This is a genomic window from Williamsia sp., from assembly GCF_016462415.1.
GTDB lineage: Bacteria > Actinomycetota > Actinomycetes > Mycobacteriales > Mycobacteriaceae > Williamsia_A.
Window position 1 is genome coordinate 1 of the sequence record NZ_JAEMTF010000123.1, and the last position, 12,590, is coordinate 12,590.

The window sequence follows — 12,590 nt, forward strand, 5'->3', positions numbered from 1 at the left end:
CGTCTCTGGGAGCGCAACGACGTGCAACCGCCATCGATGCTGACCAAGACCTTCCATCACCCCGTCGTCGGCGAGCTCACCCTCGACTGCGATGTCCTACACCTCGCCGACCGTGACCAGCATCTGGTGCTGTACACCGCGCCGGTCGGATCCTCCGCTGCCGAGAGCCTCGCTTTCCTGGGAGCGCTCGGCGCCGACGGCATCGCGGCCCGCTGAGCTCAGCACAGGGAGTTCGACGTGCCCAACTGGTGGGTTTACGTGCCCAACTGGCGGGGTCATCCCCGCGACGATTCGGAGTCGGGCTCGCTGCCGCCGGCGGCCACCTCGTCGGCCCAGGCGCCGTGTTCGGTCTGGGCCCACCAGTCCGACACCGACCCGGTGCGCATCCCGCGTCGCGCCTCGGCGTCGCCCATGGCCATCGCGATGTGACCGAGCACCAGGATGCCGACACCGAGCGCGAACCAGTCGTGGGCGAACGTCGCGCCCGACCGGTACGACAGACCCACGAGGCTGGGGAAATACATCAGCACCCCGGTCCCGAACAGCACGACGATGGACCCGGCCTGCAGGGCGCCGTTGAGTTTCTGTCCGGCGTTGAACTTGCCGACGGGGATGGTGCCGTCGCGACGGGTCCTCGTGCGCAACCACTTCCAGTCCGTCGGCAGGAAGCGGTTGAGCCTGCGGAGGTCGTCGCGGTAGCCCGGCGACGCCAACCCGAGGATCAGCGGGACCGGCAGGGCGAAGCCGGCGTAGACGTGGACGATCTCGATGAGGTGGCGGTTGCCGACGAGGATGGCCAGCGACGAGACGTAGAGGAACAACGCGGTGACGATGCAGACGATCATCAGGACCGTCACCGACCAGTGCACCGCCCGGGCCGTCCGGCCGAAGCGCGGGATGTCACTCGTCGATGGTGCCGTCGAGCTCATAGCCGCGCCTCTCCCAGTACCCGGGGATCTCCTCGGTCGTCAGCTCGATCCCCGACAGCCACTTCGTGCTCTTGTACCCGTACTGCCCGCCGACGTACATGCGCACCGGACCGCCGTGGTCGTGGGTGACCGGGGCGTCGAGCATGCGCAGCGCCACCAGGCAGTCGGCGCGTCGGGCCTTGTCCAGCGGGAGGCTCTCGGTGTACGTGCCGTCGAACGATCGGAACCGGACGGCGGTGGCGCCGGAGCGCGGGGCGGCCCGGTCGATCAGTGTCGACAACCGCACGCCGGTCCACGGAACGTCGGGGACCCGCCATCCGGTGACGCAGTGGAACGTCTCGGTGAGGTTCGTCTGGGGCATCCGCTGCAGATCGGCCAGCGAGTACTTCGCGGGTGTCGCCACCTCGCCGCCGACGGTCAGGCTGTAGTCGCCTCCGTCGCGCCGCTCGACCGACCCGACCACCGAGTAGAACCGGAAGGTGTCGCCGAGTGGGAGGAGCGCGACGAGTCCGGTCGGGTCGTTGGCCATCACCGGTGCGAGCCACCGCGACAGGGCGTTCTGCGCCTCTGATCCCGCCACGACACCGACGGCACCGAGCCCGACGAGACCGAGAAAGATGCGTCGCCCCACCGGTTTTCCGTGCGACGGGCCCGCGCTCGGGTCCTCGGGTGAGCCGGACACGGTGCTAGCGGAGACGGCCGCGTGCGCCGAAGACGATCACCACGACACCGACGATCACCACGACCGGGCCGGCGATCGACCAGAAGACCGTGTTGCTCATCGCGCTGCCTTCCAGGACACCGATTCCCTGGAGGAAGAAGACGAACCCGAACAGGGCGATGATGATCCCCGCGACCAGGTAGACCGGCTTGCGCATGAGTGCTCCTCGCGAGGTGTGCGACGCGACCGCGTCGTTCACGATCCTACGCGCGGCATCAGTTGTCCCACGCGATCCGCGGCGAGCCGTTCGAGGAGCGGCACGCACAGCATCATCAGCCCGCGCTCGGTCTCGTCGAGGTTGGCCGCCATGGCCTGCGCCAGCCACTCGTCGCGTTTGGCGCGGTCGTCGAGCAGCAGTTCCCGGCCCGCATCGGTGAGTTCGACGAGCTGGCGTCGACGGTCGTCCGGATCGGTGCGTCGGACGATGAACGCGGCGTCGTCGAGCTTGTTCATGCTCACCGTCAGCGACTGCACGCGTACGTGCATGCGGGCGGCGAGGTCGGCGACGGTGGTGGTCCCCGACCGGTCGAGATAGCCCAGCACCGTCACCTGTGTGAGCGTCAGGCCGTGGTCACCGCGGTGGAGGCGAGCGGCTCGCGCCACCGACATGATCGCCTCGCGCAACCGGGTCGCCTCGTCGGTATCGATCGCCGTCATACCAAGACGATAACGCAGACATTACCGATCCTGTCCGGTTGCGCCCGGTTCGCGTCCGCGAAATACCAAGAGTAAGCTTGCTAAAATGCTGATGCGCTGGTCGGGACTGATCCTTCTCACCGCTCTCGCGTCGGTCGGTCTGGAGTTGTTGTCGGTGCCGTCGGCGGCCCTGTTCGCCGGACTGGTGATCGCAGCAGCGCTGGCGCTGGCCGGCCTCGCGCCCCGATCGCGGGGCGACGAACCCCCGATGCCCCGACCGTTCGGCCTCGCGGCGCAGGGTGTCCTCGGCGTCTACATCGGCACGATGGTCTCCCCCGATGTGTTGACCGGCCTCGGCTCCGCGTGGATCCCGGTCGTGGTGGTCGCGGTGGGGACGCTGGCGCTGTCGGTGGGCGGCGGCGCGCTGCTCGGGCTGCATCGCAAGGTCGACCCGCTGACCGGGTCGCTGGCGCTGGTCGCGGGCGGGGCATCGGGACTGGTCGCCCTCACCCGCGAGCTCGGTGGCGACGAACGGATGGTCGCGGTCATCCAGTACGTCCGCGTCGGGCTGGTGACGGTCACGATGCCGATCGTCGCGACGGTCGTGTTCGGCGCCCACACCGGCTCCGGGTCCGGCTCCGGCGGCGGCATCTCCGCATCGGTCCTGGGCACCGACGGCCTGCGCCCGCAGCTGTGGGGACTGCTGCTGACCGCGGTGTGCATGGCCGTCGGCATCACCCTGGGACGCCTCGTGCGGCTCCCGGCCGCCGGCCTGCTCGGCCCCCTGGTGCTGACGGTGATCGCCGAGCTGACCGGCATCGCCGGGTCGGCCGCGGTGCCGCTGGTCCTGGTGACCCTCGGCTACGCGATCATCGGCTGGCAGGCCGGACTCGGGTTCACCATGGACAGCCTGCGCGCGATCGGCCGCGTCCTGCCGTACGCGGTGGGACTCATCGTCGCGATCGGCATCGGCAGTGCAGGTCTCGGTGTCCTGCTCAGCCTGTGGACCGGCGAATCCATGTTCGACTCCTACCTGGCGACCACCCCCGGTGGCATCTACGCCGTGCTGGCGGCCGCGGCCGCCGCCGGATCGAACATCACGTTCGTCGTCGCCGCACAGATCGTCCGCGTCCTGCTGATGCTGTTCATCGCCCCGGCGGCAGCGCGGCTCTACCAGCGCTTCCGCAACCGCAACGTCGTCGACGAACCCGAGATGGCCGACTCGACGACGTGACCGACCCGTGGAGCACCCGGCTGGTTGGGCATTAGGGTCGGGACATGACCGACACCAGCCGTGAGTTCGACGTCGTCGTCTTCGGAGCCACCGGCTTCGTGGGCATCCTGACCGCCAAGTACCTGGCCGAGCACGCCCCCGCCGGGACGCGCATCGCCCTCGCCGGACGCACCCAGGCCAAGCTCGAGAAGACCCGCGCGTCCCTGCCCGCCACCGCACACGACTGGCCACTGATCGTCGCCGATGCCGACTCCCCCGCATCGCTCGACGCCATGGCCGCTCGCACCCGCGTCGTCTGCACCACCGTCGGCCCGTACCTCAAATACGGCGAGTCGGTGCTGGCCGCGACCGTCAACGCCGGCTCCGACTACGTCGACCTCACCGGCGAGGTCCCGTTCGTCCGGCTGTCGATCGACAAGTTCGGTGAGCAGGCGGCGTCGAACGGCGCTCGCATCGTCCACTCGTGCGGCTTCGACTCCGTCCCCTCCGACATCGGCGTCTACCTCCTCTACCGGGCGGTCGCCGAGGCCGACGCCGGCGAACTCACCGACACCACGCTCGTGGTCTCGTCGTTCAAGGGTGGCTTCTCCGGCGGCACGATCGACTCGATGCGGGTCATCGCGCACGAGGCGAAAGATCCCGCCACCCGGCGCACCCTGCTCGACAAGCACGCGCTGTCGACCGGTCCCGGCGAGCACCGCACCAAGCGGCCGTCCGAGCCCAGCGACACCCTGATCGTCAACGCCAAGACCGTCGACCCGTCGTTGTCGGGCACCCTCGCGCCGTTCGTGATGGCGTCGCACAACACCCGCATCGTGCGCCGCACCAACGCGCTCCTCGACAACGCCTACGGCGATCGCTTCCGCTACGGCGAGGCGATGTCGGTGGGCTCGATCCCCGGGGTGTCGACCGCCGTCGCCGGTCTCGTCGCCGGCGGGATGGGTGCGTTCCTCGGCGCGATGGCCTTCAGCCCCACCCGCAAGCTGCTCGACCGCGTCCTGCCCAAGGCGGGCGACGGTCCGAGCGAGAAGGCACGCGAGGCAGGTCATTTCACCTGCGACGTGTACACGACGACCACGACCGGCAAGCGTTTCCGTTCCCGGGTGCGCGCCAGCGGCGACCCCGGCTACAAGGCGACGGCGGTCATGCTCGGTGAGAGCGCTCTCGCGTTGGCGCTCGACCGTGACCGACTGCCCGATCGTTCGGGAGTGCTCACCCCGGCCGCCGCGATGGGCGACGTCCTCGTCGACCGGCTGCGCGACGCGGGCATGACGCTCACCGCCGAGCAGACCGGCTGACCCCACCGGTTGGGCCGTCGTACCCCTGCGTTGGGCCGTAGCGCTCCCGCGTTGGGCCGACGTTTCCCCGCGTTGGGCCTTGGTGCTCCCGCGTTGGGCCGACGTTTCCCCGCGTTGGGCCTTGGTGCTCCCGCGTTGGGTCCAAGGGGTGTCGCCCGGTGCGCCGCCGCTCAACCGGCGGGCATGACGCGACCCAACCGGCGAGCACAACGGCCCAACCGGCCGTAACAACGGCCCCACACGCGGGAACGAGGGCCCAACAGGGGCTAACAACGGCCCAACGGGCGGAAACCGGGGCCCAACAGGGGCTTACAACGGCCCAACACGCGAGGGGCGCCGATCAGCGGGCGCGCATCCACCCGGCCAGTCGGTCGATGATCGGCTCGATCTCGCCGACGAGGCGGTCGAAGTCCGCGTTCGGTTTGCCCATGGGATCGGCGATGTCGAGCTCGGCGCGATTGCGGTCACCGCTGATGCGCATCTCGGCGATGCCGTCGCCGCCCGCCGCGACGTGTTCGTCGAACTCGCGCAGTGTCACGATCCGCCGCCACGCCATCGGGACCTTCGCGGTCGCGTCGTCACGGTGGCTGCGCGAGAGCCCCAGGATGAGGTCGTGCTCGGCGATCGCCTCAGGGGTGAGGTACGTCGCGACGAAGTCCGCACCGTCGATGCCGCGTTCGCGCAGTACCCGCATCGTCTGCGGATGCATCGGATCGCCGGTCAACGCCCCGACACCGGCGCTGTGCACGGCGACCGGCCCGGGCAGATCGGCCAGGCGCGCACGGAGCAGATACTCCGCCATCGGCGACCGACAGATGTTCCCGGTGCAGACGAACAGGATCCGTGGCGCCATGTGCGTGAGCCTAGTGGCAGCGTTCAGTACGCACCGGTCCGCGCGACGACCGCGCGGAAGGTGCGCCACAGGATCATCGCGTCGGACATGATCGACCAGTTCTCGACGTAGGTGAGGTCGAGCCGGACCGACTCGTCCCACGAGAGGTCCGAGCGCCCGGAGATCTGCCACAGCCCGGTCATGCCCGGGCGCACCAACATTCGTCGGGCGACGGGCCCGTCGTAGCGCTCCACCTCGCTCGCCAGCGGTGGCCGCGGACCGACCATGCTCATCGTCCCCGACAGGACGTTGAACAGCTGCGGAAGCTCGTCGAGGCTGTAACGCCGGATGAACTTCCCGACGCGGGTCACGCGAGGGTCGTCACGGATCTTGAACAGCGCACCCGCACCCTCGTTCAGTGCGATCAGCGACGTCTTCATGTTCTCCGCATCGACGACCATCGACCGGAACTTCCACATCTGGAACGGGGTGTTGTTGATGCCGATGCGTTCGGCGCGGTAGAACACCGGCCCGCGGGTGTCGAGCTTGATCGCGACCGCGCACGCGAGGAGCACCGGGAGTCCGACGAGGAGCAGCAGCGTTGCCCCGACCCGGTCGAGCGTGGCCTTGAAGATGCGGTTGGCGCCGTCGTAGCTGGGCTTGTCGACGTGCAGGAGCGGCAGCCCGGCCACCGGGCGCACCCGCATCCGCGGTCCGGCGACATCGACGACGCCGGGCGCGACCACCATGTCGACGTCCATCCCCTCCATGTCCCACGACAGCTCACGCATCGCCGAGTGACCCAGCGCCTCCGCCGAGGTCACCGCGACCGTGGTGGCGCCAGAGATGGCGACCGCCTCACGGGCATCGGCGAACTCACCGACGATCGGCACCGCGCGCCCGTTCACCGCGACCGGTCCGACGATGCCCGCCTGCTCCGGCGGCACGCAGAGCCCGATGACGTCGTAGCCGAGTTCGGGGTTGCGGTCGAGGTGTTCGATGAGCGGCTGCGCCGACGACAGTCCACCGATGACGATGACGCGGTTGAGGTCCAACCGGTTGCGGCGCCGTCGCGTCAGGCGGGCGCGCCACAACCAGTGCGACGCGAGGAGACCGATGGTTCCCGCGGGCAGTGCGATCGCGAGGAACGACCGCGCCATGTCGAGCTTGAACAACAGGTCGACGATGGCGAGAGTGCCGAACATCCCGAAGCTCGCGCTGAGGATGCGGCTGTACTCGGCGGGTCCCGCGGCGACGATCCGACGGTCCACGCACTGGCGGATCCGCAACGCGATCAGCCACGCGGCGGCCACCACCAGCGACACGAGCCCGACCGGTGCGTCATCCCGCCCGATCGGGTCGTCGAACGACTGGGGACCGAAGCGCAGCATCTGCGCGGCGAGGACGACGACGATCACCACGGCGGTGTCGGTCCAGAGCACCGAGCGGACGTAGGTGTCGAGCCATGACTCCGACCGCTCGTGGGCAGCGATCCGCGATGCGACACGCGTCCTCGGACGGGCCGGGGAGCGGACAGTGGCAACTCGGCTGCGCGTCAACTCACTTCCTCCGTCATGCCCCCGTCGAGGATGAGGGTATTCCGATCCGGTAGTTAAGTATCGCGCATGAAGAATAAATAATTGCGGTTTACGGCTGTCTGATATGTCGGTTCGGAGGACCGCTCCGCAGTCGCGCTCGCCCGCGCGACTCCGGTGGGGGCGTCACCGACGTCGCAACACCCGGGCGGTCAGCGGCAGACCGACGGCCAGGATGATCCCGGAGCACACCATCGTGTAGAGCTGCGCGTGCTGCGACGCCCAGGTGACCGGCTCACCGAACAAGGGGTTGACCGAGATCGGGTTGCCGAATCCCTGGCGGAAACTGCGCGCCACCGCGGTGACCGGATTCCAGGTGGCGATCTGCCGTAGCGGGATCGGCAACAACCGCGACGGTATGAACGCCGACGAGACGAACGAGATCGGGAACAGCACCGTGAGCAGCAGGCTCTGCGCTGCCTCGGCCGACGCCGCGACGATGCCGATCACCGCACCGATCCACGACAGCGCGAACCCGAACACCAGCGCGGTGGCGTACGCACCGACCGCGAACCAGAAGCCCGCCTCGATGCGCCACCCGACCGTCAACCCGGCCAGGGTCATCACGGTGAGACCGACGACGTTGACGGTCAGATCCGAGATGGTGCGGCCCGCCACGATCGCCAGCCGTGACATCGGCAGCGCCAGGAAACGTTCGACGATGCCGGTACCGAGGTCGGTCGCGAGCCCGAGCGCGGTGAACGCCGAGTTGAAGGCGACGGTCTGGGTCATGATGCCGCCGATGAGGAACTCCCGGTAGCGGTCACCGCCGAGCGCGTCACCGAAGACGTAGGAGAACAGCAGGACGAACATCAACGGCTGCAGGACAACGCCCAGCATCATCTGCCGATTGCGGGTGATGGTCCGGACGTTGCGCGTCGCGATGACCTCGCAGTCGACGAGGAAGTCGAGGATCCCGTTCCCGCGGATCGGCGGCGCGCGGTCGATGCCCACCTCCGCGCGTCGCGCACGCAGCCTGATCACGCGGGTGCATCCGTGGGGGCGGTGAGGTCGACGAAGACGTCGTCGAGCGACGGCACGCGCACGCGGCTGTCGACGACACCGATGCCGGTCGTCGCGAGTGCCGCGATCACGGTGGCCACCGCCGGCCCGGGCGCCGACGCCGAGAAGGTGATCGTGACGGGTTCGGAACCGTCGACGACCTCGTACCCGCAGCCGATCACGACCGCCGTCGCGGCGGTGCGGTCGGCGGCGTCGGCCAGGGTCAGGGTGACCGACGCGGTGCCGAACTGTCGTTTGAGTTCCTCCGGCGTCCCACGGGCGATGACCGCACCGTGGTCGATGACGGTGACCGCGTCGGCGAGTTGGTCGGCCTCCTCGAGGTACTGCGTCGTCAGCAGCACGGTGCTGCCCGCGGCGACGAGTTCGCGGACCGCCGACCACAGCTGCGCGCGGCTGTTGGGGTCGAGTCCCGCGGTGGGCTCGTCGAGGATGACCACCGGCGGATGCGCCACGAGGGACCCGGCGAGGTCGAGGCGCCGTCGCATCCCGCCCGAGTACGTCGACACGCGACGAGCACCGGCGTCGGCGATGTCGAACTGCTCGAGCAGGGCCGACGCGCGCCGCCGCGACGCGCGTCGTGTGTAGCCGGCCAGCCGCGCGACCATGGTGAGGTTCTCGAGACCCGTCAGCGCCGGGTCGACGGCCGCGAACTGCCCGGACAACCCGATGAGCCCGCGCACGGTGTGCGGGTCGGCGAGCACATCCACCCCGGCGACCGTGACCGTTCCGCCGGTGGGACGCAGGAGCGTCGCGATGATGCGGACGGCGGTGGTCTTGCCCGCGCCGTTGGGGCCGAGCAACGCCATCACCGTGCCGGTGGGCACCTCGAGGTCGACCGCCTCCAGCGCCCGCACCTCTTGGTAGGTCATCGTCAGGTCGCGGACGGAGATGGAGTGCTCAGACACTGTGACGCCCGCCATGCCCGGCGCGTTCGGGGCCCGGCGTCAGTATTCTCGGGCCATGGTCAGAGCCGTTCGGAGAGTTGTCCTCTCCGCGATCGCGCTCATCGTGGTCATCGGGCTGGCGGGTGTGCCCGTGTACGTCGTTCCCGCGGTCGCCGACACCCCGCGGGAGGTGGACGTGATCATGGTCCTCGGCGGTCGGCAGGACGGCCGGGAGAACTACGCCATCTCGCTCGCCGAGAAGGGCCTGGCGCCAGTGGTGCTGGTGTCCGACCCGTACGAGCGTCCCGACGCGTACATGGAGGCGATCTGCGACGTCCCGCATCGCGTCAAGGTCATCTGCTTCGACCCCGACCCCCGCACGACACGGGGTGAGGCCCGCTTCCTGCGCGATCAGGCCGCAGCCAACAGGTGGACGTCGGCGATGGTGGTCACCTTCACCCCGCACGTCTCGCGCGCGGACTACATCGTGCGTCGCTGCTTCACCGGCGATCTCGTGATGGCCGACTACGCACCGGATCTGAGCCTGCCCTACTGGGCCTACATGTACCTCTATCAGAGCGCAGGTTTCGTGCGTGCGTTCGCGCAGAGTGGCTGTTAGACCGTTCATCTGCACGCGGGTCATCTGAACGCGGGTCATCTGCACTGGGGCACGTCGACCCGCACATCGGGCTGATCCACCAGCGGTTGCGTCGGGACGACGGCCGCGCCCGTCGCCGACGTCGGCTCGCTCAGGGTGAAGACCACGGTCGCGGTCTTGCCTGCGGGCACGCGGACCTGCGTCATCACGTGTGGGCGACCCAGCTCGGTGCCGGTGCCGTACAACGTCGCGGCGCCGTCGACCGTGAGGCTCTGCAGCACAGCACCTCTGGTGGCGTTGAGGGTGACATTGATCTGACTCGTGCCGGGCGCCACCTGGTTCTGCGGGTTGCCCAGCGTACCGATCACATAGGACGGCAGCGACAGGTCGGTGAGCGTGTTCTGCAGCGTCACGGTGACCGTGGTCGTGCGGGTGTCGCCGGTGCACGCGGCTGCGCTGTAGCTGATCGACCGCTTGAGGTAGTAGTCGATCTTGTTGCCACCGAGGTTGCCGACGGTGACCTCGGCGTACGGCGCCGACGTGTCCGAGACCGTGTGCGACAGGCCGGATTCGACGAGCAGCTGCTGCTCGGCCGGGCGGGTGCTGTAGATCATCAGCCGACGTTCGTGGACCGCGCGACCGAGCGCCTCGAGCACGGCGCCGGTGTTGCCGCGGGTGCTGGTCAGCTTGTCGATGGACTTCGACGCGATCTGCTGCAGGTAGGCCTTGCGGGCGGCGTTGTCGCCACCGAAGCGCTGATACGACGTCGAGAGGGTGATCGGCACGACGTTGTCGCCGGTGATCTGCTCACCGCCGGTCAACGTGATCGGGCCGGTGGCCTTGAGCAGGTAGCTCAACGCGATCGGGTCGGTGGCCAACGCGCCGTCGAGACGTTGCCCGGACTGCTGCTGCCACATCGACATCCAGATCTGGGCGGCGTACGGGAAGTGGGCACTGATGTTGGAGTTGCGCGAGTCGACATACGGCCTGCTGATGGCGTAGTTGGTGTCGAAGTCCGCACCCAGATCGATGGGTCGCGACGGTGCGCGCAGCGTCGTGTTCGGCCCCAGGTTGTCGACGGTGACCTTGCCGCGACGGGCGCTGATCACGCCATACGCGCCGAGCAGACCGCCGGTGGCGCGGGATTCGGCCGGCGTCTGGAACGCGAAGAAGTACCTGCGTTGTTCGGTGCCGCCGAGCATCGGGGGCAGCAGCTTCGCGGCGGTGTCGGTGCCGCGGATGAACCGGCTCAGTTTGGTTGTCTGTGAACGCAGTTGATCGCGCGCGTCGGACACCTGGCCGAGCCACGAACCGTCGATCCGCTGGGCACGGGCGTCGATGGCCTCCGCGCTGGTGGCGATTGTCGCGAGCTTCGACTCGGCGCCGGCCAGCGCAGCGGTGTTGATGCCGGTGGCGCCGGTCCGCAGGGTGTTCGGGTCGAGGGTGGTGGCCAGTTCCGCCGTGGGGGTGAGGACCTGCGACGCGAGGTCGTCGACGACATCGGAGATCTCCGAGACCGAGTCCAGCGGTGAACCGAGCCACGGGATGGCCGACGCGGCCGACCACACGGGATTGTCGGTGCGGGACTTCGCGGCCGACGAATCCGAATCGGCCGACGCGGCCTCCGAGCGGGCCCTGCCGACGTCGCCGTCGACCACGGCGCTGCGGGCGGCGTTGGCGTGTGTGCGCGCCGACTCCAGCTCACCCTTGGCCTTGATCGCGAGGTAGCCGAGGTAGACCGCGGCGATCACGATCAACCCGAGAATCACTGCGACGACGACGAACACGGTTCGACGTCGGGATCGGCCCGTACGTTCTCCGTCGACTCTCGCGACACCCTGCTCGGTCATCGGTTCTCCTGGTGGTCGGTGGCTTCGCGGTCGCGGACAGGTGGCAAGAGTAACGCGAGCATCCCGGCGACGACGGTCATTGCCGCGGGGTCGCCGATGTCGGCGTGATCGACGGTGAGCACCTCGTGCGACATCGGTCCGACGACCATCGGGTCCCACCGGTACGGATCGGTATTGTCCCGCGCGGCAACGTAGATCGCGGTCCGCACGTCGACGACTCCGGGCTCGTGGGCGGCCGCGGCGGTGACGAGCATCTGCGCACGGCGCTGGTAGTCGGCGTAGCGCACCGGATCGATCGCAGCCAGCCGGGCCGCCATCTCCGGGTCGATCCCGGCGCCCTCGGCGGTGAAGGCGTCGACGCCGATGTCGACGCCGATCCGCGGATCGAGCAGGGCCAGCAGCTCGATGACGTCGCCGGACTCGGCGAGTTGTCGCGCCATCTCATGGGCCAGCTGGCCACCGACCGACCACCCGGCCAGCCGGTAGGGCCCGTGCGGTTGATGCCGTCGTAGCGCCTCGATGTGGACCGCGGCGAGGTCGGCCAGGGTCGCCGGCATGGGTGCCGCGCTGTCGAGCAGGCCCGGCAACTGCAGTCCGACAACGGGAACCGCGAGCGTGTCGGCCAACGGCCGGTACGCCAGCGCCAGACCGCTGGCCGGGTGCACGGTCCACAGCGGTGGCTCTGCGGTCGGTGTCCGCGCGGGGTCGGTCAGTTCGACGACCGGCGCGAGCGCGGCGAGGGCGTCGGTGCCCGCGTCGATCGCGGCGGCCAGTCCGGCCGGACTGGGGTGGGAGAAGATCACGGCGATCGGGATTCGTGTGCCCATCCGGGTCTGCAGTGCGGCGGTGACCTGCGCCAGTTGTAGCGACGTGCCACCCGCGACGAAGTAGTCGTCGTCGACGCCGAGGGTGTCGTTGTCGAGGACGTGACGGAACACCGCCAGGACCGTCGCCTCGGTCTCGGTGCGGGGGTCGCCACCGACGCTGTCC

General features: G+C 69.3%; 13 protein-coding genes and 1 pseudogene. 4 read left to right on the plus strand and 10 right to left on the minus strand.

What is annotated here, in order from left to right; translation table 11 throughout:
- Positions 1–216, plus strand: a pseudogene (locus tag JHC79_RS20510) (transcriptional regulator); the annotation flags it as partial.
- Between the two features lie 59 nt (positions 217–275).
- On the opposite strand, the gene JHC79_RS20515 reads toward JHC79_RS20510, so the two are convergent.
- Genes JHC79_RS20515 through JHC79_RS20530 form a run of 4 tightly spaced genes read right to left on the minus strand, consistent with a single transcriptional unit; the run spans position 276 to position 2,307 of the window.
- Complete coding sequence (locus JHC79_RS20515; protein ID WP_296394307.1) at positions 276–929, minus strand: cytochrome b/b6 domain-containing protein; 654 nt, start codon at positions 927–929, stop codon at positions 276–278.
- Complete coding sequence (locus tag JHC79_RS20520) at positions 901–1,611, minus strand: molybdopterin-dependent oxidoreductase (RefSeq protein WP_296394309.1); 711 nt, start codon at positions 1,609–1,611, stop codon at positions 901–903. The genes JHC79_RS20515 and JHC79_RS20520 overlap by 29 nt, the downstream gene beginning before the upstream one ends.
- A gap of 4 nt (positions 1,612–1,615) precedes the next feature.
- A complete protein-coding gene (locus JHC79_RS20525; RefSeq protein WP_296394311.1) occupies positions 1,616–1,807 on the minus strand; it encodes a hypothetical protein in 192 nt (63 codons plus the stop codon).
- A gap of 38 nt (positions 1,808–1,845) precedes the next feature.
- Complete coding sequence (locus tag JHC79_RS20530) at positions 1,846–2,307, minus strand: MarR family transcriptional regulator (RefSeq protein WP_296394313.1); 462 nt, start codon at positions 2,305–2,307, stop codon at positions 1,846–1,848.
- An 88-nt stretch (positions 2,308–2,395) separates the two neighbouring features.
- On the opposite strand from JHC79_RS20530, the gene JHC79_RS20535 reads away from it, so the two are divergent.
- Complete coding sequence (locus JHC79_RS20535; RefSeq protein WP_296394331.1) at positions 2,396–3,520, plus strand: AbrB family transcriptional regulator; 1,125 nt, start codon at positions 2,396–2,398, stop codon at positions 3,518–3,520.
- A gap of 44 nt (positions 3,521–3,564) precedes the next feature.
- Positions 3,565–4,818 carry a saccharopine dehydrogenase NADP-binding domain-containing protein gene (locus JHC79_RS20540; protein ID WP_296394316.1) on the plus strand — a complete coding sequence of 418 codons (1,254 nt, stop codon included), beginning with the start codon at positions 3,565–3,567 and terminating at the stop codon, positions 4,816–4,818.
- Positions 4,819–5,158: 340 nt separating this feature from the next.
- Here the strand turns inward: JHC79_RS20540 and JHC79_RS20545 are convergent, their stop codons facing one another.
- The 4 genes from JHC79_RS20545 to JHC79_RS20560 form a co-directional block, all read right to left on the minus strand.
- Positions 5,159–5,671, minus strand: coding sequence for a low molecular weight phosphotyrosine protein phosphatase (locus tag JHC79_RS20545; RefSeq protein ID WP_296394318.1), 513 nt, complete (start codon positions 5,669–5,671; stop codon positions 5,159–5,161).
- 23 nt (positions 5,672–5,694) lie between these two features.
- Entirely contained in the window at positions 5,695–7,143 is a 1,449-nt protein-coding gene (locus JHC79_RS20550) for a sugar transferase (protein ID WP_296394333.1), read from the minus strand.
- A gap of 228 nt (positions 7,144–7,371) precedes the next feature.
- Positions 7,372–8,229 carry an ABC transporter permease gene (locus JHC79_RS20555; RefSeq protein ID WP_296394320.1) on the minus strand — a complete coding sequence of 286 codons (858 nt, stop codon included), beginning with the start codon at positions 8,227–8,229 and terminating at the stop codon, positions 7,372–7,374.
- The gene (locus tag JHC79_RS20560) at positions 8,226–9,173 is read right to left on the minus strand and encodes an ATP-binding cassette domain-containing protein (RefSeq protein ID WP_296394323.1); all 948 of its coding nucleotides are present in this window, start codon (positions 9,171–9,173) and stop codon (positions 8,226–8,228) included. The genes JHC79_RS20555 and JHC79_RS20560 overlap by 4 nt, the downstream gene beginning before the upstream one ends.
- Positions 9,174–9,228: 55 nt before the next feature.
- Between JHC79_RS20560 and JHC79_RS20565 the strand changes: the two genes are divergently transcribed.
- Positions 9,229–9,771, plus strand: a complete 543-nt coding sequence (locus JHC79_RS20565; protein WP_296394325.1) for a YdcF family protein — start codon at positions 9,229–9,231, stop codon at positions 9,769–9,771.
- 35 nt (positions 9,772–9,806) lie between these two features.
- Here JHC79_RS20565 and JHC79_RS20570 read toward each other — a convergent pair whose 3' ends face one another.
- On the minus strand, positions 9,807–11,600 hold the full coding sequence (locus JHC79_RS20570; protein WP_296394327.1) for a DUF4012 domain-containing protein: 1,794 nt from the start codon (positions 11,598–11,600) through the stop codon (positions 9,807–9,809).
- Positions 11,597–12,590: thioesterase domain-containing protein (locus tag JHC79_RS20575; RefSeq protein WP_296394329.1), on the minus strand; the 994-nt coding region annotated here is incomplete at its 5' end. The genes JHC79_RS20570 and JHC79_RS20575, both read right to left, overlap by 4 nt.

Excerpts from the sequence above, each read along its gene's own strand:
- JHC79_RS20515 (WP_296394307.1), bottom strand. The coding sequence starts at position 929 with ATGAGCTCGACGGCACCATCGACGAGTGACATCCCGCGCTTCGGCCGG.
- JHC79_RS20525 (WP_296394311.1), bottom strand. The coding sequence starts at position 1,807 with ATGCGCAAGCCGGTCTACCTGGTCGCGGGGATCATCATCGCCCTGTTC.
- JHC79_RS20530 (WP_296394313.1), bottom strand. The coding sequence starts at position 2,307 with ATGACGGCGATCGATACCGACGAGGCGACCCGGTTGCGCGAGGCGATC.
- JHC79_RS20540 (WP_296394316.1), top strand. The coding sequence starts at position 3,565 with ATGACCGACACCAGCCGTGAGTTCGACGTCGTCGTCTTCGGAGCCACC.
- JHC79_RS20545 (WP_296394318.1), bottom strand. The coding sequence starts at position 5,671 with ATGGCGCCACGGATCCTGTTCGTCTGCACCGGGAACATCTGTCGGTCG.
- JHC79_RS20565 (WP_296394325.1), top strand. The coding sequence starts at position 9,229 with ATGGTCAGAGCCGTTCGGAGAGTTGTCCTCTCCGCGATCGCGCTCATC.
- JHC79_RS20570 (WP_296394327.1), bottom strand. The coding sequence starts at position 11,600 with ATGACCGAGCAGGGTGTCGCGAGAGTCGACGGAGAACGTACGGGCCGA.